Origin of the sequence: Chryseobacterium sp. HR92 (assembly GCF_045689405.1) — a bacterium.
GTDB lineage: Bacteria > Bacteroidota > Bacteroidia > Flavobacteriales > Weeksellaceae > Chryseobacterium > Chryseobacterium viscerum_A.
On the sequence record NZ_CP139139.1, the window covers coordinates 4,517,501 to 4,539,992 of the forward strand.

Here is a 22,492-nt window from a genome sequence, read left to right on the forward strand (position 1 = left end):
TAGGCAGTCTCACTAGAGTCCCCAACTTAATGATGGCAACTAGTGACAGGGGTTGCGCTCGTTGCAGGACTTAACCTAACACCTCACGGCACGAGCTGACGACAACCATGCAGCACCTTGAAAAATGTCCGAAGAAAAGTCTATTTCTAAACCTGTCATTTCCCATTTAAGCCTTGGTAAGGTTCCTCGCGTATCATCGAATTAAACCACATAATCCACCGCTTGTGCGGGCCCCCGTCAATTCCTTTGAGTTTCATTCTTGCGAACGTACTCCCCAGGTGGCTAACTTATCACTTTCGCTTAGTCTCTGAATCCGAAAATCCAAAAACGAGTTAGCATCGTTTACGGCGTGGACTACCAGGGTATCTAATCCTGTTCGCTCCCCACGCTTTCGTCCATCAGCGTCAGTTGTTGCTTAGTAACCTGCCTTCGCAATTGGTGTTCTAAGTAATATCTATGCATTTCACCGCTACACTACTTATTCCAGCTACTTCAACAACACTCAAGACCTGCAGTATCAATGGCAGTTTCACAGTTAAGCTGTGAGATTTCACCACTGACTTACAGATCCGCCTACGGACCCTTTAAACCCAATAAATCCGGATAACGCTTGCACCCTCCGTATTACCGCGGCTGCTGGCACGGAGTTAGCCGGTGCTTATTCGTATAGTACCTTCAGCTACTCTCACGAGAGTAGGTTTATCCCTATACAAAAGAAGTTTACAACCCATAGGGCCGTCGTCCTTCACGCGGGATGGCTGGATCAGGCTCTCACCCATTGTCCAATATTCCTCACTGCTGCCTCCCGTAGGAGTCTGGTCCGTGTCTCAGTACCAGTGTGGGGGATCACCCTCTCAGGCCCCCTAAAGATCGTAGACTTGGTGAGCCGTTACCTCACCAACTATCTAATCTTGCGCGTGCCCATCTCTATCCACCGGAGTTTTCAATATCAAGTGATGCCACTTAATATATTATGGGGTATTAATCTCCCTTTCGAAAGGCTATCCCCCAGATAAAGGCAGGTTGCACACGTGTTCCGCACCCGTACGCCGCTCTCTCATTTCCGAAGAAACAATACCGCTCGGCTTGCATGTGTTAGGCCTCCCGCTAGCGTTCATCCTGAGCCAGGATCAAACTCTCCATTGTATGTTTGTCTGACTCACTCAAAGTTTCTTAACGCTTTAGTTTTTCCTTACTTGGTTGTTATATTGTATGTCAATGATCTTTATATCTTCCGCTTTTTAACGAAGCAATCTTTCTGTCAGTGTCGCTCCGTATTTGCGAGTGCAAAAGTAAAACTTTATTTTTAATTAACCAAATGTTTCCGAAGAAAATTTTAAAGTTTTTTAAGTAACCTTAATCTCTTCATTAACCTTAATCCATCAACTCCTGCGCTCCCTTTATTTGGGACTGCAAAGATACAAACTCTTTTTAATCTCACAACTTTTTTTGTCAAAAGTTTTTAAGTTTTTTTCGTTCGAATCTTTTTGAAGTTTTATAATGTTCCTGCCTATCTAAAGGCTCTTCTGCGCTACTGTTATACTCTCGTTTTTCAGTGGGGCAAAGATAACAACTTATTGCAACGCAAAACAACTTTATTTAACTTAAATTTTACATTTTATTCATATTTAATCCTAATCACCTGGAATGCAGTGAGAAAAATTTTAAACATTTGTTTGGAGGGTTGGGTGAGTAGGTGGGAGGGTTGGAGAGTTGGGGCGTTGGAGAGTGGGTTCAAGTAATGAGTAATGAGTAATGAGTAATGGAAGGTATACATATATATAATAGTAAAGTTTTCTTAAAGCAGATTATTTAAGGTTGGGATAAAGCCCATTTATATGGAATATAGAGTTGAATAGATAAGGTTATTCTTTGTTGTGAGTATGGTAAACCGCAGATAACGCAGATTTGCACAGATGATGATGCATATTATAGATGGAGGGAAAGCTTTAATGATAGCGGGATAAAGTTCGTCTATTAAATATAATGAGGTCAGTATTTGTCATCTGAACCTTATAACTCGCAACCAGAAACCACGTATCACACAACTCATAATTCATAATTCATCATTTGTTTCTTCCCTAGCCCTGATAGAAATGGTTACCCCGCAGTAAAGGTTGGAGTGTGAGGGGTTTGAGCGTGGAAAAGCTCTGGCGCGAGGAGTAGAAATGGATAGCAGGATGAAGCTCCTAGTAAAATAGGAGGGTTGGAAGGTGGAAGGGTAAGAGAGTTTGAGGGTAAAAGTTTTGGGGAAGGGAGAATAAAAAGAAAAATATGAAGTCCTGATGTATTTTCCGGAGGGAATAAAAAAACATTCCGTAAGAATCCTATGTTTGGAACTCCTACGGAATGGGATAAAACGAAGTTATATTTTTAGTTCAGAACGTATGATGTTCCGTCTCTTCCGTCTTTTAATTCGATACCTTCTGCAAGCAGTTTGTCTCTGATCTGATCTGAAAGGTCAAAATTTTTGGATTTTCTTGCCTGATTTCTCAATTCGATCAAAACTTTTAGGGTCTGATCCAGCTTTTCATTGTTGTTTTCTTCTACAGTTTGTAATCCTAAAACATCAAAGATAAAGGCATTGAGTGTAGTTTTTAAATCTTCAAGATCTTCTGTTGAGATTGTTTCTTTACCATCATTTAAAGCAAAGATGTATTTCACTACTTCAAACAGATGGGCAATCAGAATTGGTGAATTGAAATCATCTGTTAATGCTTCATAGGCTTTATCTTTCCATTCTTTCAGACTGAAACCAGATTGCTTTGTATCATCAGGAGTAATTGTATTTAATACTTTCACTGCTTCCATCAGTCTGATAAATCCTTTTTCACTGGCTATCATGGCGTCGTTTGAAATATCCAGAACACTTCTGTAATGTGCCTGCAGGAAGCAGAAACGTACAATTGATGGGTGGAAAGGTTTTTCAAAGAAGTCATTATCTCCAGTAACCAATTGCATTGGAAGGATATAGTTTCCTGTAGATTTACTCATACGCTGAGAATTCATCGTCAGCATATTGGCATGCATCCAGTAGTTTACCGGTGCGGCATCGTTGCAAGCTTTGCCTTGTGCGATTTCACATTCGTGGTGAGGGAATTTAAGGTCCATCCCTCCTCCATGGATATCAAATGTTTCACCTAAATATTTTGTACTCATTGCAGTACATTCAAGGTGCCATCCAGGGAATCCTTCTCCCCAAGGAGAATTCCATCTCATGATGTGAGCCGGCGAGGCTTTTTTCCACAATGCAAAATCCTGTGGGTTTTTCTTTTCTCCCTGCCCGTCAAGGTCTCTTGTGTTGGCAAAAAGTTCTTCTATATTACGTTTTGAAAGTTCACCATAGTTCAATCCTCTTTTGTTGTATTCTAATACATCAAAATACACTGAACCGTTGCTTTCGTAAGCAAAGCCTCTTTCAATGAGCTTTTGAGTCAACTCGATCTGTTCTACAATATGCCCTGTAGCTGTAGGCTCAATATTAGGTGGCAAAAGATTGAACATATCCAATACTTTGTGGAAATCTACTGTATATTTCTGTACAATTTCCATAGGCTCCAGTTTTTCAAGCCTGGTTTGCTTTACGAATCTGTCATTATCTACGTTTCCATCATCGGTAAGGTGGCCTGCATCAGTAATATTTCTTACATATCTTACTTTGTATCCCAAATGGATTAAGGTACGATAGATAAAATCGAAGGAAAGGAAGGTTCTTACGTTCCCTAAATGCACATTGCTGTACACTGTAGGCCCGCAGACATACATCCCGACATTTCCATCTAAAATAGGTTTGAATATTTCTTTTTCCGCTGTAAGGGAGTTATATATTTTTAATTGCATTTATTTTTAAGTTAAAAGATTCAATGATTTTAAAGATTCAAAAATTAGTTAAAAAATAATTCTGTCACAACAAATAATTGTTGTGATAAAAATTTTATCTGAAACTTTTTTAAATTTTATCATAATTAAATCGCTTTTAAATGATGCTGTAAATGGTCTACATAATCATTAATAATAAACTCCAATGTAAAAACCTGAGGTTCTGTTTTGGTTGTATCACAAGTTCTCTGTAATGCTTCATCGGGAATATTTTCTACTACATGAACAATCTGATAGTTCAAAAACTTCCACAGATCAATAAGATCCGAAGTAGGAACATTCTGATAGTTCTGAGCTTTTACCCAGATATTCTGATCATATACGATATTTTCGTTCTCTTTATATTGAGTGACAACAAATCTACGAATATTTGTAAAAGCACTATCACAAAGATGTCCTATAATTTCTTTTTTGGACCATTTTTCAGGAGCGCTTCTATATGTCCATTCTTCTTCAGGGATGTTTTGAAATCTCTGAAGTTCGGCATCAATAATATTTTTAAGGATTTGGTAGTTCATTGTTTAATAGTCCAGTTTTGCATGGCTTCCTACATAATGCAAGAATTCCTGTCTTGTAATAGGATTCGTTCTGAAAATACCGCTTAGTTCTGCAGTTATGGTTGAACTTGCTGTATCTTTTATTCCTCTGCAGTTGACACAAAGGTGTTTTGCATCAATGATACAAGCAACGTCTTTTGTTCCTAAAGCTTCTTTCAAAGCATCTACAATCTGCATCGTAAGTCTTTCCTGAACCTGTGGTCTTTTCGCATAGTAATCAACAATTCTATTAATTTTTGAAAGACCTATTACTTCTCCATTGGAAATATAAGCTACATGGGCTCTTCCTATGATGGGTAAGAAGTGGTGTTCACAGAAAGAATATACCGTGATATCCTTCTCCACAAGCATCTGACGGTATTTGTATTTATTGGAGAAAGTGGAAATCCCTGGTTTATTTTCAGGAAGGAGTCCCCCGAAAATCTCGTTCACATACATTTTAGCAACACGTCTTGGAGAGTCTTTCAGAGAATCATCTGTCATGTCCATTCCTAACGTTTCCATGATTTCGCCAAAAAGCTCAGTAATTTTTTCTATTTTTTCCTGTGGCGATTTATCAAAAGCATCTTTCCTTATAGGCGTATGTTCTTTTCCAGTGAAAATATCATCGTCGTTATCAGTAAAATCAACCATTTTTATTTAATTTGCAGCAAAAATACGGATAATATCTATTTCTCTATTTCAAATAAGATGAAAAACATTATCTTTTATAGCCATTTCTGATTAAAAACGCCTATGATAATTGTCGAAGAAGTACAAAACCGACTCCATAAAAGGGAATTTCTTGAATTCCCGGCACAACTTTACCAACATGACAAAAATTACATCCGCCCTTTAGATAAGCATATTGAGGAAATTTTTGAGCCTGAAAAGAATAAATTCTTTAAAAACGGCGAGTGTAAAAGATTTCTGTTTAAAAAGAATGACAGGACGGTTGGTAAAGTAGCTGTTTTTATTAACCATTGTTATGAGCAAAAGCAACCTACAGGAGGAATTGGTTTTTTCGACTGTATCAATGATCAGGAAACTGCTAATTTTATTTTTGATCATTGTAAAAACTGGCTTCAGGAAAAAGGTATGGAAGCTATGGATGGTCCTATCAATTTTGGGGAAAGGGACAAATTCTGGGGACTTTTAATTGAAGGATTTATTGAGCCCTTGTTTGGAATGAATTACAACTTCCCTTACTACAAAGAACTTTTTGAAAATTATGGGTTTCAGATTTATTTTGAGCAGCTTTGTTTTACCAGACCTGTTTTTGCTGAAGTTTCACGGATCTTCACGATTGCCCATGAAAAAAACAGAAGAAATCCTGCAATTTCAGCCCAGCCTATGAAAAAGAATAATCTGGCCAAATTTGCAAAAGATTTCACTGAAGTTTATAATAAAGCATGGGCTTGCCACGGGGAAGGGAAATATCTGGAAGAGGCAAAGGTTTTGAAAATGTTCAATACGATGAAACCTATTATCAATGAGCATATCTCCTGGTTTGTATATGAAAATGAAAAACCTATTGCCATGTGGCTCAACATTCCGGACCTCAACCAGTGGTTTAAATATTTGAATGGAAAGTTCGGACTTTTTGAAAAGCTCAAGTTCTTGTTTTTAAAACGATTTAAGAAGAATGAGAAAATGGTGGGACTTGTTTTTGGTGTAGTTCCTGAGTGGCAGAAGAAAGGTATTGACGGATATATGATCTGGGAAGGGACTCAACATTTGAGAAAGCATACGGATTTTACCATTACAGAACTTCAGTGGATTGGTGATTTTAATCCTAAAATGGTCAAGATTGCTGAAACTCTGGATACTACAGTAACGCGAAAGCTGGCTACGTACCGGTATCTGTTTGACAGAAATAAAGAGTTTGAGAGACACTCAATTCTTTAGGGTAAAGAAGATGGCAACTGGAAGATGGAAGTTTATCTTTTCTTGGATGCTTTGGGTTATTTGATGCAAAGTTTTTATTTACTGACTTTATATTTTTGAGGAAGCAAAGAAAGAATCAACTTTATTGATTCTTTCTAAGCGGATGTATAGCCTGTGGCTTATTTAATCCATTTTATTTTTAAAAGAAATTCTTTATCAGATTAAAAAATAAAAACCCTGCTTTTTACAGCAGGGTTCCTTCATTTTGGTACTTTTATTAGAATAGCTCACCAGCTACTTTTTTTATGTTGTCACTCTTACCCATTGAGTAGAAGTGCAGAACGGGAACTCCGAAATCCAGAAGCTCTTTGCATTGTGCAATAGCCCATTCTACTCCGATCTGTTTTACAGCTTCATTATTTTTTGCATTTTCTACTTCATTGATCAGCTCTTCGGGAAGATCTATTTTGAATACCTGCGGCAGGATTTTCAAATGTTTCTTTGTGGCAATAGGTTTAATTCCGGGAATAATCGGAACTGTAATTCCCATTTCTCTTGCTTTCTGAACGAATTCTATGTACTTTTTATTGTCAAAGAACATTTGGGTAACAATATAATCTGCTCCGGCATCTACTTTTTGTTTCAACCATTTCAGGTCGTAATTCATGGAAGGGGCTTCCATATGTTTTTCCGGATATCCGGCAACACCAATGCAGAATTTATTCAATTCATCACATACCTGTTCTTCGTTATGAAGATACCTCCCTCTTCCAAGGTTATTAATCTGATCCACAAGATCCATAGCACTAGCATGTCCTCCCTGAGTAGGCTCAAAATACTGATGCCCTTTCATGGCATCTCCTCTTAAAGCCATTACATTATCTATTCCAAGGTACATACAGTCTACCAGCAGATATTCTGTTTCTTCTTTCGTGAATCCTCCGCAAAGAAGATGGGGAACGGTATCCACGTTATATTTATGTTGAATAGCAGCACAAATTCCTAAGGTTCCCGGTCGCATTCTTGTAATACGGCGTTCCATAAGACCATTTCCTTTATCCAGATAGATATATTCTTCTCTGGATGTGGTAACATCAATGAAAGGTGGCTTGAATTCCATCAACGGATCTATATTGGTATAGAGATCTTCAATCCCGATTCCCTTCTGTGGCGGAACAACTTCTAAGGAGAATAAAGTCTTCCCATTTGCGTTTTTAATGTGTTCTGTTATCTTCATTCTGTAATTCTTACTTTCTTTGATTTAGTAATATTCAATTATGAATTGTGTTTTATTCCTTAATTCTCCGTTTATAATATTACTCATTTCTATCATATTCCCTTTTTCATCATATTTAAAACTATAAACATTTTTCATTTTACCCGGATAAAAGTTTATCGGGAAATAGGTAGAATAACATGAGCTACAATTGATAGTAACAGATATTACTTTACTGTTTTCCCCATAAAGAATATCGGATGTACTTTCTTTCTGTTTATTTTTCTCAGAAATTTTATTGATTCTGTTTTTATCATCGTAGGTATATTCTATTTCGCCTTCCTTCGTTTGAGAACCTGCCCCTTCATCTAAAACATAGTTTTCTTTAACCAATTTATGCTGATTGTTGTAAGTGAAAGAATGCTTATTCTTTAAAACACCAAAATAATGAGCCCTTTCTATTGAAATACAATTTTCATTTCCATCATATGAATACACAACATTTTCTGATTCACGGGTTTGCCCTGGTTGAATCTGCGTCACATAATCAGTATTAATCATACTTGTCAATACATTTTTACCATATTTAAACTCACTTTTTCTTTGAATTTTATTATTGAAATATTGTTCTTTTTTTATAATCCTATTATTTTCATAATAAAATTTGGTGACCGTAGAATCGTTTTTACTTCTAACATATTGATTTTTGATTCTTATCAATTTTCCATCAGGAGTTATTTTTTTTGATATAATAAAATTCTCTATGTTATTATTATATTCTGTTGTAATTATTTCATTCTTATTTTTAGAGGTTATATATTTTGAACCGCTTTTATAGTTACTTTCTACAACATTTCCGTCTTCTGAATATTGAACAGATTGGGAGAGCTGCCCATCTAACAAATAAGTAATTTTTTTAATTTTATTTTTTGAATACCATTCCGGTTCTCTATCCAAAACATAATTAAACAATAATGGATTAAAACTTACATCCACCATAGGAATCTGATTATAATTTACATATCCTATAAAATCTTTATCGTTGTATTTTTGGGTATAACTTCGAGTAAAAAAAAGTAAACAAACCCATATAAGAATATTCTTCTTCATAATTTTAATCTGCTAAATTGGGTGATAACCATTTTCTTGCTTCCTGGATGCTACAACTTCTTCTTGCGGCATAATCTTCAAGCTGGTCTTCTGTAATTTTTCCTAATCCGAAATATTTGGCATGCGGGCTTCCGAAATAATATCCGGAAACAGATGCTGTTGGGAACATGGCTAAGCTTTCTGTAAGGAAAACACCTGTATTTTCTTCTACTTTCAAAAGATCCCAGATGGTTTTCTTTTCCAAATGGTCTGGGCAAGCCGGATATCCCGGGGCCGGACGGATTCCTTTGTATTTTTCGGCAATAAGTTCTTCGTTGCTTAAACTTTCCTGATTGGCATATCCCCAGTATTCAGTTCTTACTTTTTTATGTAAAAATTCGGCATAGGCTTCTGCAAAACGGTCTGCCAGTGCTTTCACCATGATGGAATTGTAATCATCATTGGCTTTTTCATATTCATTAGACAATTCATCGGTTCCAAATCCTGTTGTTACACAGAATGCTCCCATATAATCTGTTTTTCCTGAGCTTCGAGGGGCGATGAAATCACTTAGAGCCAGATAATCTTTTCCTTTTGATCTCTGAGCCTGCTGTCTAAGGGTTAAAAACTTTGCCTGCTCATTATTATTTTCATCAAAAATTAAGATATCATCAGATTCATTGGAATTCGCTTTAAAAATTCCAAAGATTGCTTTTGCTGTCAATAGCTTTTCATCTAAAATCCTCTTTAGAATAACCTGTGCATCTTTAAAAAGTTCTTTTGCCTGAGCCCCCACTACCTCATCTTCTAAGATATTTGGATACTTCCCATGGAGATCCCAGCTTCTGAAAAATGGAGACCAGTCTATGAAAGGAAGAAGTTCTCTCAGATCCTGATTTTCGATAACTTTTATTCCTATCGTATTTGGGGTAAAGATTTCTTCATTTTCCCAGTCAATTTTAAAATGATTTTCTCTTGCTTCTTTGATGGAAACATAATCTTTGTCTACCTGTCTGTTCAGGAACTTTTCTCTGAAATCGGAGTAGTCATTCTTTAAATCCGAAACATATTCTTTATTTCTGTCTCCCAATAATGAGCTTACTACGTTTACGGCTCTTGATGCATCATTCACGTGAACGACTGCATTTTTATATTTTAAATCAATTTTCACAGCGGTATGTGCCTTTGAAGTTGTAGCACCACCGATTAATAAAGGAAAATCTAAATTTTGTCTCTCTAATTCTGAAGCGATATACACCATTTCATCCAGGCTTGGTGTAATCAGTCCGCTTAATCCTATAACGTCTACTTTTTCTGCAATAGCAGTCTGGATAATCTTTTCGGCAGGAACCATTACTCCAAGGTCAACAATTTCGTAGTTGTTACAACCCAAAACAACACTCACAATATTTTTACCAATATCATGAACGTCTCCTTTTACAGTGGCCATTAAGATCTTTCCATTGGCAGGTTTTGCTCCGTCTTTTTCAGCTTCAATGAAAGGTTGTAGATAAGCCACAGCTTTTTTCATTACCCTTGCAGACTTAACTACCTGAGGCAGGAACATTTTTCCACTTCCAAATAAATCTCCCACTACACCCATTCCGGTCATCAGGTTAATTTCGATAACATGAAGTGGACGTGCGGCTGATTGTCTTGCTTCTTCTACATCTTCTTCAATAAAACGATCAATACCTTTTACCAGTGCATAGGTAATTCTTTCCTGCAATGGATTATTTCTCCATTCTAAGTCTTCGGCCTTTTCTTTTTTGACCGATTTGTGTTTTTCTGAATAGTCAAGAAGTCTTTCTGTAGCATCTTCTCTTTTATCCAGAATTACATCTTCTACAAGCTCCAGTAATTCCTTATTGATTTCATCATACACTTCCAGCATCGCCGGGTTTACAATACCAATGTTCATTCCTGCCTGAATGGCATGGTAAAGAAAAACAGAGTGCATAGCTTCTCTCACAGTATCATTTCCACGGAAAGAGAAGGAAACATTGCTTACTCCCCCACTTACAGAGGCATAAGGAAGATTTTGTCTTACCCAGCGTGTAGCTTCAATAAAATCGATAGCATTTCTTCTGTGCTCATCCATTCCCGTTGCCACCGGAAAGATATTCAAATCGAAAATGATATCTTCTGCCGGAAAGCCAAGCTGGTTGACTAATATATCATAAGACCGTTTTGAAATTTCAATTCTTCGGTCAAAACTGTCAGCCTGCCCTACCTCATCAAATGCCATTACAATGACTGCCGCTCCATATCTTTTAATGGCTTTGGCATGTTTGATAAATTCTCCCTCACCTTCTTTTAAACTGATAGAATTGACTACACATTTTCCCTGAGCTACCTGAAGACCTGCTTCAAGAATTTCCCATTTGGAAGAGTCTACCATGATCGGGATTCTTGCGATATCCGGCTCAGAGGCAATTAAATTCAGAAATTTGATCATTGATGCTTTTCCATCAATCAATCCATCATCAAAATTGACATCCAGAATCTGGGCACCACCTTCTACCTGATGGCGGGCAATATCTAGTGCTTCAGAGAATTTCTCCTCTTTGATCAATCTTAAAAATTTTTTGGAACCGGCAACGTTAGTCCTTTCACCAACATTGATGAAATTACTCTCCGGCGTTATGATAAGAGGCTCGAGGCCTGATAATCTTAAATATTTCATTTTATTCTTCTAAAATATAGTAGGCATTATTGGCATTCTGTCTCAATAAATCCCTATGCTTACTTAAAGCTGTAATCAGGGGAAATCTTTTATATGCTAAATTGTATTCTTTAGCAAATTCTTCAATCTCCTCTGTGATCTCGTTGTAATACATATAACTGTAATTGGGAAACAGATGGTGGGCAACATGAAAATTAAAATTTCCCAACACATTTCTTACTAACCAGTTATTTTCTTTTAAATCATTGGTCACTTCAAACTGATGACGAAGCCAGCTGAATGGAAGACCTTTTTCTTTATTTAATTTTGGAAAGGCATTATCAGGAAGGGGATGCAAAGGCAGTAAAACAAACAATGCAAAAATACTTGCTGATATCACCTGTAAAAACCATGCTCCTAAGGCTAATCCTATTGATACTTTAAAGAACATCACAGGAATCACAATCTGATAGAAGAAATAGAACAGCTTATAACTTATCATTTTCACTTTTTCAATAACAGGTATTTTTCCCTGGGTTTTCAAAATCACTCTTTCCTTATCAAAGAAGTCTCTAAAGTCTCTTATAAACATCCAGTTGAACAAATACAACGGATATACTAAAAAGAAAAACTTATCCTGATACTTCTGTACTCCTTTCGCTTTGATCCACGGTACAATTAAAAGCAAACCGCTCTGTTCAATATCCGTATCCCATCCATCCACATTCGGGTAAGCATGATGGCTTGCGATATGTCTTTTTTTCCAGATGTAGGAATTGGCTCCTATAAAATCAAAAATGTGAAGAACCAGCCCGTTCAGTCTTTTACTTTTATAGATATTGTTATGGGCAGCTTCGTGGATTAAGTTTAAATAAATTAAAACCAAAGAAATTCCCATTAAAACAAAACTCAGAATATAAATCCAATGTTTTCCGGCATTCAAAACAGCCAGAAAATATAAACCAATATAGACCAGCGGCAGAATAACCGCTTTAATCTGAATGTAGATATCTCTATTCTCAGAAATGTTTTCTACTCTTTGGTTCACTTTCTTTCTTAGCTCATTAAATAGTCTGACATCCTCCGAATCTTTTAAGTAAATTGGCTTTTCCATATGTTTAACTTTATGGTTTACTTAAAGTTAACATTTATAATTCAGCCTTCATTCTTGATTTTAATTAAAAAAATCTATCAAATCACACTAATTTCTTCAATTTCCTTGGCTCACATTGTTCTACCAGATCAGCAATCGCTTTAATGTGTTCAGGAGTTGTACCACAGCATCCTCCGATAATATTGATCAGTCCTTTTTCCACATATTCTTTGATCTGTCTTGCCATATCTTCAGGAGTTTCGTCATATTTCCCGAAAGCATTCGGTAAACCGGCATTCGGGTATGCTGAAACATAGAATTCTGAATTATGAGCCAATGTTTCAAGATAAGGAGTCAGCTGATCTGCACCTAATGCACAGTTGAAACCTACACTTAATAAATTCAGATGGGAAACCGAGATCAGAAAAGCTTCTGCAGTCTGTCCGCTCAATGTTCTTCCTGAGGCGTCGGTAATGGTTCCTGAAACCATGATTGGAATTTTTATTCCTCTTTCGTCCTGTAATTCATCAATCGCAAATAAGGCTGCTTTCGCATTCAAAGTATCGAAAATGGTTTCTACCAGAAGGATATCTGAACCTCCGTCCAGCAAAGCTTCACACTGCTGTTTGTAAGCTACTCTCAATTCTTCAAAAGTGATGGCTCTGTATCCTGGATCATTCACATCAGGGCTTAAACTTGCTGTTCTGTTCGTTGGTCCGATAGATCCGGCTACGAATCTCGGTTTATCCGGATTTTTCGCAGTGTATTCATCACAGGCTTTTCTTGCAATTTTTGCTGATTCATAGTTCAGCTCGTATACAAGGTCTTCCATATGATAATCTGCCATCGCAATAGTGGTTCCTGAAAACGTATTGGTTTCTATAATATCAGCTCCTGCTTCCAGATATTTCTTGTGAACCTCTTCAATTGCCTGAGGCTGTGTCAGAGAAAGCAGGTCATTATTTCCTTTTACCGGATGTTCCCATTCTTTGAAACGCTCTCCTCGGTAATCCTCTTCTTCAAATTTGTATCTCTGAAGCATTGTTCCCATCGCACCGTCAAGAATTAAAATTCTTTTGGATAGAGCTTTATATAATTGTTCTGAATTTTTCATTTTCTATCAATTTATAGTTTATAAATCCGCTGACCAGTTTTTTACATAAGAGGATTTTTTTATTGATGATTTCAAAATCTCCTTTAGAAATATAGTGTTGATCTTCAGCAAAATGGAATTGAGTTTCCAGTTTATAAAGAGATTTCCCGGCAATATGTAGAAACTGTAAAGTATCTTCCGGAGCCTGTCTTCTACTTCCTTCCGTTATATTAAACGAAACTGAAGTTGCCATTCTTCTTATTTGACTCGTTAAAGCCAATAATTCTTCTTTAGGAAAATTTGTAGTCAGGATATAAGTTAGATTAACCAACTTTCTTCCTTCCCTCCAAATTTCTAATTCTGTGTAGTTTCTATCCATTGGGCTCTTTATAAACTGTAAACGATTAATTAATCTAAAGCCTGTTTCAGATCTGCGATGATATCATCTACATTTTCCAATCCTACTGAACAACGAACCAATCCTGCTGTAATCCCAACTTCATTTCTTTCTTCGTCTGACAGTTTAGAATGGGTAGTGGATGCCGGGTGAGTAACGATCGTTCTTGTATCACCTAAGTTAGCGGATAGTGAACACATTTGTATCTTATCTAAGAAGTTTCTTCCTCCTTCTATTCCTCCTTTTATTTCAAACGCTACGATATTTCCTCCAAGTTTCATCTGCTTTTTGGCTACTTCATAACTTGGATGGGATTTCAGGAAAGGATATTTTACCAGTTCAACATTAGGATGGTTTTCTAAGAACTCAGCTACCTTCAATGCATTTTCACAGTGCTTTTCTACACGGATAGCCAACGTTTCAAGGCTTTTTGATAACACCCAGGCATTAAAAGGAGACAATGCAGGTCCTGTATTTCTTGCAAAAAGATAAATTTCTCTGATCAGATCTTCTTTTCCTACTGCTATTCCTCCTAAAACTCTTCCCTGTCCGTCAATCAGTTTCGTTGCTGAATGTACAACAATATCTGCACCGTATTTGATAGGCTGCTGAAGATAAGGCGTTGCAAAACAGTTATCTACAATGAAAATAAGATTATGTTTTTTGGCGATCTGCCCGAAGAACTCAAGATCCAGAATTTCAATAGCCGGATTGGTAGGCGTTTCAAGATATAAGATCTTTGTATTGGGCTTAATATATTGTTCAATATTCTCTGCGTCTCCTGCTTTGAAGTAAGAGGTTTCAATATTCCATTTCGGGAAATACTTAGTAAATAAAGTATGCGTAGATCCGAATACAGACTGACAGCTTACAATATGATCTCCGGCATTTAACAATGCTGCAAATGTAGAATAGATAGCAGCCATTCCCGTTGCAAAGGCATATCCTGCTTCTGCACCTTCCATTTTAGCGATCTTATCTGTAAATTCTGTTACATTTGGATTAGAGAAACGGCTGTATAAATTTTTAGGTTTTTCTTCTGCAAAGCTTGCTCTCATATCTTCCGCATCCTGAAATATAAAACTGGAGGTAAGATATAATGGTGTAGAATGCTCGTCAAACTGAGTTCTTTCAGTCTGAGTTCTTATTGCTGATGTTTCAAAATTTTCCATATAGTTTTAATTTTAATAATGTACAATGTATCTGTGGCTATTATTTTAAACTTGATTAAATAAGCCTTTCGGCATTGTTTTCATCGTCATTAATACATTGTACACTTTACTCTGTACAAATTATTTGGTTTCACTTACTCTTAAAATATCTCCGAATACTCCTCTGGCTGTTACCTGTGCTCCGGCTCCGGCTCCCATAATCACGATTGGATTTTCACCATAACTTTCTGTGTAAATCTCAAAGATTGAATCGGAACCTTTTAATTGTCCTAAAGCTGAAGTTGCCGGAACAGAAATCAGTTTTACATCTAACTCACCTTTATCTTTCTGCAGATCACCGTGTAGATCACCTACATATCTCAATACATGTCCGGGTTCCTGATTTTCTTTTATTTTCTGGTATTCTTCATCCAGTTCTTCAAGTCTTGAAAGGAATTCTGATTTTGACACCTCAAGTAAGCTTTCCGGAACCAGATTTTGAATATTGATATCTCCGAATTCATTGATTAAGTCTAATTCTCTTGCCAGAATCAATAATTTTCTTGCTACATCATTTCCTGATAAATCTTCTCTCGGATCCGGTTCTGTATATCCTTTTTCCAAAGCTTCGTTGATGATGGTTGAAAATTTATCATCTCTCAAAGAAAAATTGTTGAAGACATAGCTTAATGTTCCGGAGAACACTCCTTTGATTCTTGTGATATTTTCTCCTGAAAGGTGTAATAATTTGATCGTATCAATTAATGGTAAACCTGCTCCTACATTGGTTTCATACAGATAGCGTCTGTTGTTTTTACTCAACGTATATCTTAGTTTTCTGTATTCTTCAATCGGAAGGGTATTAAAAATCTTGTTTGAAGAAACCAGATCGAATCCGTTTTCTGCCAAAGCATGATAGTTTTTCACAAAATCCTTACTTGCCGTGTTATCTACAACGATAAGGTTCTCCAGCTGGTTTTCGTTAGAGAAATTAATCAGCTCCTGAACACTCGAAGGATGTTCCGCTGTCAAAACCTCATCACCCCAATTCGCATCAAATCCTTTCTTATTGAAGGCTATTTTCTTTGAATTGGCTACTGCCACTACTTTAAGGTCTATTTTCTTACGTCTTTTAATCTCTTCAGAAGATTCCAGCACCTGCTCTATTAAGGTTTTCCCTACATTTCCGTGTCCTATGATCGCCAGATGAACGGTCTTTGGTTTTTTGAAAATTTCAGATTCTATAATGTTTTTTGTTTTTTCGTCCTGTGAAGAAGTTACCACGATGTTGACTCTGTTTTCTCCTGCTACCTGATTCAAAAGCAATGGGAAAACATTGTTTCTTGCCAGCTCAGCAAAGACTTTATTGAAATCTTCTGCTACAAAACCGATAACAGAGACATTATTGATACTGTAAATCTGGGAAACTTTTCCTGATTTTCTTTCTGCTTCAAATTCATCGATAAGACAAGCTACTGCTTTTTCTGCATCATTTTCCTGAACCAGAATAGAAATTCCGTTTTCTACGGCTTGCTGAGAAATTACTCCTACACTGATACGCGCTAAAGTAAGCGCTTTAAAAATTCGTCCGTCAATTCCGATTTCTCCCAGGAAATCTTCTCCTTCAAATTTGACGATTGATCTGTTCTTCAAAAATTTTATTTCGTTAGCATTTTTCATTACTTCTGTAAAATGTTTTTAATGATATTATTTAATTGTTGATATTCCATTAGGAAGGCGTCATGCCCGTGTATAGATTGGATCTCGTAATAAGAAACATCCTTATTTTTCTCTTTTAAGTTTTCAAAACACATTCGGATTTCAGAAGCCGGGAAGAATAAGTCTGTATCTACGGAGATCATGTGCATTCGTGCCTGTATGTTCTCCATAGATGATTCATCAGCATTGATATTCATCAAAAGATGATTCATCAGCTTGTAAGCTTTTAAACTAAATCTTTCGTTTAGTGCATTACCATGATAAATCAACCAGTCTTCTGATTCCAGGCGTTGTTTTTCCTGGTTATATTGGTTTTGAAATCTGTCATTGAGCGATTGTGGTGTTCTGTAACAAAGCATAGCATGAATTCTTGCTTTCTGTAATGGTTCCTCTTTATCATTCAATAAAAATTTCTGAACCAGACATTGTGCATGAAGCCAATCGTGTGTTCTGTAATCACAGGCTATAGGAATAAATATTTTTGCGAGGTCCGGCTGCTTGGCAAGCATTTCCCATGCTATTCCTCCTCCCAGAGAGCCTCCGATAATGGCGTATAGATTTTTGATATGTAACACTTCAAGCCCTTTCAGAAATATCGCAGCGATATCTGAAGGCGTGAAATCTTCATAATCTTCAATTAAAAAATCGTCATATCCGTTTCCGGGTATATTGAAGCACAGAACAGTATATTGATCAGTATCAACAATCTGATTTTTTCCTACCAATTGTTTCCACCAGCCTTTTTCTCCGGATACATCTGAGTTTCCGGTAAGAGCATGATTGATTAAAATGATAGGTGCTGTAAACAGATCTTTCCCAAAAAGCTGATAGCTTAACAGGATATGGTATTCCTTTTGGGAATTGGTTTGATACGAAAGATTAATATAGTTTAGTTCTGTTTTCAATTCTATTATATTTTATATACAAATACAATTGAAAATGCCACAGGAAATGGCTGAAAAGAACTTCAGTAAGTTATCTGTCCAAAATACTTTGGTAGAACGTAGCACCTTCTTTGCTTGCGCAAAGGGTTGCTAAGGTTTCATAGGGTCTAATCCCTCAACCTTTCTTGATAACATTTTCAATATTTGAATGAACGAATAGTGCAAAGGTAGTTCTTTTCTTTTAATTTTTAAAAAAAATTATTTTAATATTTAAAAAAGCCCTTAAATACAAGTATTTCAAGACCATATTAATAATTGTTCAGATGAAAAAAATTGGAATTATTTTTCAAAAAAACTAACTTCGTATGGAAAAATGATGAGATATGACCGCCGAAAAAGAAAGATTACAAGATACCAAATGGAAAAACTGGGGACCTTATGTAAGCAACCGACAATGGGGAAATGTACGTGAAGATTACAGCTCAAACGGGAATGCCTGGGATTTTACCAATCATAATAACGCCGAAAGTTATGCTTACCGTTGGGGAGAGGAAGGCATCGCTGGAATTTCTGATGTAAAACAGTTGTTCTGTTTTGCTTTTTCATTCTGGAACAGGAAAGATAAAATGATAAAAGAACGGTTCTTCGGATTGAGCAACCCACAGGGAAATCATGGGGAAGACATCAAAGAAATCTTTTATTACCTGGACAATACACCTACTCACAGCTATATGAAAATGGTGTATAAATATCCTATCAATGAGTTTCCATATGATGAACTTCTTGCTGAAAACGGAAGACGCAGTAAAAAGGAACCGGAATATGAGATTTTCGATACCGGAATTTTTGATAACGATGAATATTTTGATATTTTCATTGAATATTGTAAAGCTGATCACAATGATATTCTGGCCAGAGTAACTGTCTGTAACCGAAGCCAGCATGGGGCTCCCATTGTAGTGGCCCCTACTGCCTGGTTCAGAAACAACTGGAAATGGGGATACAATACCTATAAAGGAGAACTGAATGCTTCTCATGACGGAAGTATTAACATTGGGCATGACAGTATTTCTATCAAAAAAATCTATACCCGGAATTCAAATGCACAAAGTATATTTTGTGACAATGAAACCAATACGTCCAAGCTTTACGGAACTCCTAAAACGGAGAATATGTATTTCAAAGATGGCATCAATAACTTCATTATTCATCAGGGAAACACTGTAAACTCTGAAAAAAAGGGTACAAAAGCTTCTTTTCTGATTGATGAAATTGTAGGAGCAGGCGAATCTAAAATTTTTGAATTCAGATTATGTCCTGATAAAACGGATGAACCTTTTGAAAATTTTGATACTATTTTCGATACCCGACAAGCTGAAGCTGAGGAGTTTTATAACGATATTCAGAATGATACTGTCAATGAAGATGAAAGAAATGTTCAGAGACAGGCTTTTGCCGGACTTCTCTGGAATAAGCAATTCTATCATTACAACATCGGAAAATGGCTGAAAGGTGATCCTAACTTTGAAGCTCCGAGAAATTTCAATGAATATGTAAGAAATACGGAATGGAATCACCTTCACAATAAGGATATTATTTCCATGCCTGACAAATGGGAATATCCATGGTATGCTACCTGGGATCTGGCATTTCACTGTGTACCTTTTTCCATCATTGATGCAGAATTTGCCAAGGGACAACTTTTGTTGCTTACCAAAGAATGGTACATGCATCCCAACGGACAGCTTCCAGCTTATGAATGGAATATGAGTGATGTGAATCCTCCTGTACATGCATGGTCCTGCTTCCGTGTTTTTAAAATTGATGAAAAAAACAATGGAAAGCCGGATTTATTATTCTTAGAAAAAGTATTCCAGAAGCTGCTGCTGAATTTTACGTGGTGGGTGAACCGAAAAGATAAAAACGGTAAAAATATTTTCGGGGGCGGTTTCCTTGGGCTCGATAATATTGGAGCTTTTGACCGGAATATGGTTTTAAAAGACGGCCAGCATCTTGAACAGGCAGACGGAACAAGCTGGATGGCCATGTATGCATTGAATATGATGCGTATTGCTATGGAACTTGCCCAATATTATCAGGTGTATGAAGATATGGCAATCAAATTTTTTGAACATTATCTTTATATCGCTGAAGCTATGGAAAACCTAGGCGAAGGAACGAAAGGACTGTGGAATGAAGAGGATGGATTCTTTTATGATGTACTGCAGCTTGGAAACGGAGACAGTGTATCTTTGAGATTAAGAAGTATTGTAGGCCTGATCCCATTATTTGCTGTTGAGATCGTAGACCACCGTCTACTGGAAAAGATGCCGAATTTCAGAAGCAGAATGGAATGGATCTTAAAAAATAAACCGGAACTTACTAAACTTGTTTCTCACTGGGACGAGGAAGGTCATGGAAGAAAACACCTGATGAGCATCCTCCGCAAAAACAGACTGACAAAGGTTCTGACAAGAATGCTTGATGAAAATGAGTTTCTAAGTTCTTACGGAATCCGCGCCATGTCTAAAGTATACGAAGAAAATCCTTTTGTATTCTCTGTGCATGGTAATGAGAATATGGTCTATTATACTCCTGCAGAAAGTGACAGCCGAATGTTTGGAGGAAACAGCAACTGGCGCGGACCGATTTGGTTTCCTATCAATTTCCTGATTGTGGAAAGCCTGCAGCGCTTTCATTATTATTATGGAAACAGCCTAAAAGTAGAACTTCCAACAGGAAGCGGCGATAAAAGAAATCTTGATGAAGTAGCCCAGAATATCAGCAAAAGACTTTGTTCGATATTTTTAAAGGATGAACATGGGCAACGGGCTTTCAATGGAGGCAATCCAAAATTCAATTATGATGAACATTTCAGAGATTATATCACCTTCTTTGAATATTTCCATGGAGATAACGGCCGTGGTGTAGGAGCTTCTCACCAAACAGGATGGACAGCCACTGTAGCAAAACTGATAAAGCCAAGACTTACCTTTTAATAAGCAATGAGTAATTGGTAATAAGTAATAAAAAGCCGGATGAGTCATCCGGCTTTTTCTATTTTTAAATAAGAGATTAAATTTTTTCTCCGTTTACATAGACTTCGTATCCGATTTCTACATTCGGTTCTAAAGTTTTTGATACGGAACAGTATTTTTCAAAAGAAAGTTCTGCAGCCTTCAGTGCTTTTTTAGGATCAATTTCTCCTTCTAAAAGAAATTTCACATTGATGGATTTGAAAGGTTTCGCATCATCTACCTGTACTCTTTCCCCCTCTACCTCTGCCTGGAAGCCTGTAATGTTCTGACGCTGTTTCTTTAAAATAGAAACGACATCAATTCCGCTGCAACCAGCGACTGCCATCAGTACACTTTCCATTGGAGAAACTCCTTTTGCTCCCGGCTGGGAAGTGTTATCCAAAAGAATAGAATTTCCCTGAGCGTTGGTACATTCAAATAAAAAATCGTCGTTTATTCTGTTAAGTGTAATTTTCATTGCTTATTGCTTATTGCTTCTGCAAAGTTATAAAATTCCTCTCGCTTTTATCTCCAGATATTTATTGATAACATCAATATTCAAATTTTCAGGAAGTGTATATACGGTATAAATTCCATATTTGCGGAGTTCCTGAATGATCAGTTTCTTTTCAAATTCAAATTTTTCGGCAATGATCTCATCGTATATTTCCTGCATATTTTCAGGATTTTTGTTAATCAGCGTCTGCAGTTCAGAGTTTTTGAAGAATACGACTACCAGCAAATGATTTTTAGCGATTCCACGTAAATATTTCAGCTGCCGGTTGAGTCCATCCAGTGTTTCAAAGTTCGTAAAAAGCAGAATTAAGCTTCTTTGATTGATGGAGTATTTTACATCCTGATACAAACGGTTGAAATCACTTTCAAAGAAATCTGTTTTGATATTATAAAGCGCTTCAGAGATTTTTTTCAGCTGTCCGGATTTGTTATCGGCAGCAATTTTATTTTCAGCTTTTTTGGAAAAAGTCATCATTCCGGCTCTGTCCCCTTTTCTCAAAATGATATGAGACAGCGCCATGGTTGCATTGATAGAATAATCCAATAAACTTAATCCGTTGAAAGGCATTTTCATCGTTCTCCCTTTATCAATCAACATAAAGATACGCTGTGATTTTTCATCCTGAAACTGGTTTACCATCAGACGGTTGGTCTTGGATGTTGCTTTCCAGTTGATCGTTCTGATATCATCTCCTGGAACATATTCTTTAATCTGCTCAAATTCCATAGTGTGTCCCAGTTTTCTGACTCTCTTGATTCCGCCTAATAAAAATTCACTCTGAATGGCCATAAGCTCATATTTTCTGAGATGAATAAAGGATGGATAAGAAGGAAGCATAGCATCTTTCTGGAAAATAAATCTTTTTGAGATGAATCCCAATGGTGATGATGCATAAATATTCAAACCTCCAAAATGATATTCTCCTCTTTCTTTGGGCTCTAGTGAATATTGAAAGAATGTATTCGCACCTGAAGCAATCTGCTTTTCAATCAAAAAATCTCTTTTCTGAAACTGGAACGGAATTTCATCAATAATCTTAGTCGCTATAGTAAAGCTGTAATTATTTTTAATATCAATTTTCACAAAATTCTCATCTCCGTTGGACAATTTTTCTGGAAGAATCCTTTGAACCTGTAATGCATTTTTTTGATTAAAAAGCAACAGAAAATCTACCATTGCCGCAAGAAAGCAAATCAGGAGTACAATATGGGCTACCCACATCATCACAGGAAAGAAAAATGCAAGGACATACAGAATCCCCACTCCGATGAGTGTAAAAAAGAGACGTGTATTGATGTATAAGTTTTTCATTGGTTGGGGGGCAGGTTATAGGGATTAGGATTTAGGAT

16 protein-coding genes, 1 rRNA gene and 1 riboswitch (1 of these 18 only partly in view) are annotated in these 22,492 nt (G+C 36.7%); of the genes, 2 read left to right on the forward strand and 15 right to left on the reverse strand.

What is annotated here, in order from left to right; translation table 11 throughout:
• The 4 genes from SFA27_RS20455 to folE all read right to left on the reverse strand — a co-directional run.
• Positions 1 to 1,146 (reverse strand): 16S ribosomal RNA (locus SFA27_RS20455); it reaches 371 nt to the left of the window's first position.
• Positions 1,147 to 2,373: 1,227 nt separating this feature from the next.
• Positions 2,374 to 3,840 (reverse strand): cysteine--tRNA ligase, encoded by a 1,467-nt coding sequence (gene cysS / locus SFA27_RS20460; protein WP_407294561.1) that lies wholly within the window; start codon positions 3,838 to 3,840, stop codon positions 2,374 to 2,376.
• Between the two features lie 125 nt (positions 3,841 to 3,965).
• Entirely contained in the window at positions 3,966 to 4,397 is a 432-nt protein-coding gene (locus SFA27_RS20465) for a DinB family protein (RefSeq protein WP_047376639.1), read from the reverse strand.
• A gap of 3 nt (positions 4,398 to 4,400) precedes the next feature.
• Complete coding sequence (gene folE, locus SFA27_RS20470; protein WP_047376638.1) at positions 4,401 to 5,069, reverse strand: GTP cyclohydrolase I FolE; 669 nt, start codon at positions 5,067 to 5,069, stop codon at positions 4,401 to 4,403.
• 102 nt (positions 5,070 to 5,171) lie between these two features.
• Between folE and SFA27_RS20475 the strand changes: the two genes are divergently transcribed.
• Positions 5,172 to 6,323 carry a hypothetical protein gene (locus tag SFA27_RS20475; RefSeq protein WP_407294563.1) on the forward strand — a complete coding sequence of 384 codons (1,152 nt, stop codon included), beginning with the start codon at positions 5,172 to 5,174 and terminating at the stop codon, positions 6,321 to 6,323.
• A gap of 256 nt (positions 6,324 to 6,579) precedes the next feature.
• On the opposite strand, the gene metF is transcribed toward SFA27_RS20475, so the two are convergent.
• From metF to SFA27_RS20520, 9 genes are all read right to left on the reverse strand, one after another.
• Entirely contained in the window at positions 6,580 to 7,539 is a 960-nt protein-coding gene (gene metF / locus SFA27_RS20480; RefSeq protein ID WP_407294565.1) for a methylenetetrahydrofolate reductase [NAD(P)H], read from the reverse strand.
• 24 nt (positions 7,540 to 7,563) lie between these two features.
• The gene (locus SFA27_RS20485; RefSeq protein ID WP_264518708.1) at positions 7,564 to 8,628 is read right to left on the reverse strand and encodes a hypothetical protein; all 1,065 of its coding nucleotides are present in this window, start codon (positions 8,626 to 8,628) and stop codon (positions 7,564 to 7,566) included.
• 4 nt (positions 8,629 to 8,632) lie between these two features.
• The gene (metH, locus tag SFA27_RS20490; protein WP_407294568.1) at positions 8,633 to 11,293 is read right to left on the reverse strand and encodes a methionine synthase; all 2,661 of its coding nucleotides are present in this window, start codon (positions 11,291 to 11,293) and stop codon (positions 8,633 to 8,635) included.
• A gap of 1 nt (position 11,294) precedes the next feature.
• Positions 11,295 to 12,386 (reverse strand): fatty acid desaturase family protein, encoded by a 1,092-nt coding sequence (locus SFA27_RS20495; protein ID WP_407294570.1) that lies wholly within the window; start codon positions 12,384 to 12,386, stop codon positions 11,295 to 11,297.
• An 82-nt stretch (positions 12,387 to 12,468) separates the two neighbouring features.
• The gene (locus SFA27_RS20500; protein ID WP_407294572.1) at positions 12,469 to 13,479 is read right to left on the reverse strand and encodes a homocysteine S-methyltransferase family protein; all 1,011 of its coding nucleotides are present in this window, start codon (positions 13,477 to 13,479) and stop codon (positions 12,469 to 12,471) included.
• Positions 13,454 to 13,837 (reverse strand): four helix bundle protein, encoded by a 384-nt coding sequence (locus SFA27_RS20505; RefSeq protein ID WP_047376632.1) that lies wholly within the window; start codon positions 13,835 to 13,837, stop codon positions 13,454 to 13,456. Before SFA27_RS20505 ends, SFA27_RS20500 begins: the two co-directional genes overlap by 26 nt.
• 29 nt (positions 13,838 to 13,866) lie before the next feature.
• Positions 13,867 to 15,027 carry an O-succinylhomoserine sulfhydrylase gene (locus tag SFA27_RS20510; RefSeq protein WP_047376631.1) on the reverse strand — a complete coding sequence of 387 codons (1,161 nt, stop codon included), beginning with the start codon at positions 15,025 to 15,027 and terminating at the stop codon, positions 13,867 to 13,869.
• 120 nt (positions 15,028 to 15,147) lie between these two features.
• Entirely contained in the window at positions 15,148 to 16,686 is a 1,539-nt protein-coding gene (locus SFA27_RS20515) for an ACT domain-containing protein (protein WP_047376630.1), read from the reverse strand.
• Positions 16,686 to 17,630, reverse strand: a complete 945-nt coding sequence (locus SFA27_RS20520; protein WP_407294575.1) for an alpha/beta fold hydrolase — start codon at positions 17,628 to 17,630, stop codon at positions 16,686 to 16,688. The genes SFA27_RS20515 and SFA27_RS20520 overlap by 1 nt, the downstream gene beginning before the upstream one ends.
• A 67-nt stretch (positions 17,631 to 17,697) precedes the next feature.
• Positions 17,698 to 17,804, reverse strand: a riboswitch (SAM riboswitch).
• Positions 17,805 to 17,992: 188 nt separating this feature from the next.
• Between SFA27_RS20520 and SFA27_RS20525 the strand changes: the two genes are divergently transcribed.
• A complete protein-coding gene (locus SFA27_RS20525) occupies positions 17,993 to 20,608 on the forward strand; it encodes an MGH1-like glycoside hydrolase domain-containing protein (protein WP_407294577.1) in 2,616 nt (871 codons plus the stop codon).
• Between the two features lie 76 nt (positions 20,609 to 20,684).
• On the opposite strand, the gene SFA27_RS20530 is transcribed toward SFA27_RS20525, so the two are convergent.
• Together SFA27_RS20530 and SFA27_RS20535 are read right to left on the reverse strand one after the other, a co-directional pair.
• Positions 20,685 to 21,104, reverse strand: coding sequence for an OsmC family protein (locus tag SFA27_RS20530; protein ID WP_264518714.1), 420 nt, complete (start codon positions 21,102 to 21,104; stop codon positions 20,685 to 20,687).
• Between the two features lie 27 nt (positions 21,105 to 21,131).
• Positions 21,132 to 22,454 carry a DUF58 domain-containing protein gene (locus tag SFA27_RS20535; protein WP_407294579.1) on the reverse strand — a complete coding sequence of 441 codons (1,323 nt, stop codon included), beginning with the start codon at positions 22,452 to 22,454 and terminating at the stop codon, positions 21,132 to 21,134.
• Between the last annotated feature and the right edge of the window lie 38 nt (positions 22,455 to 22,492).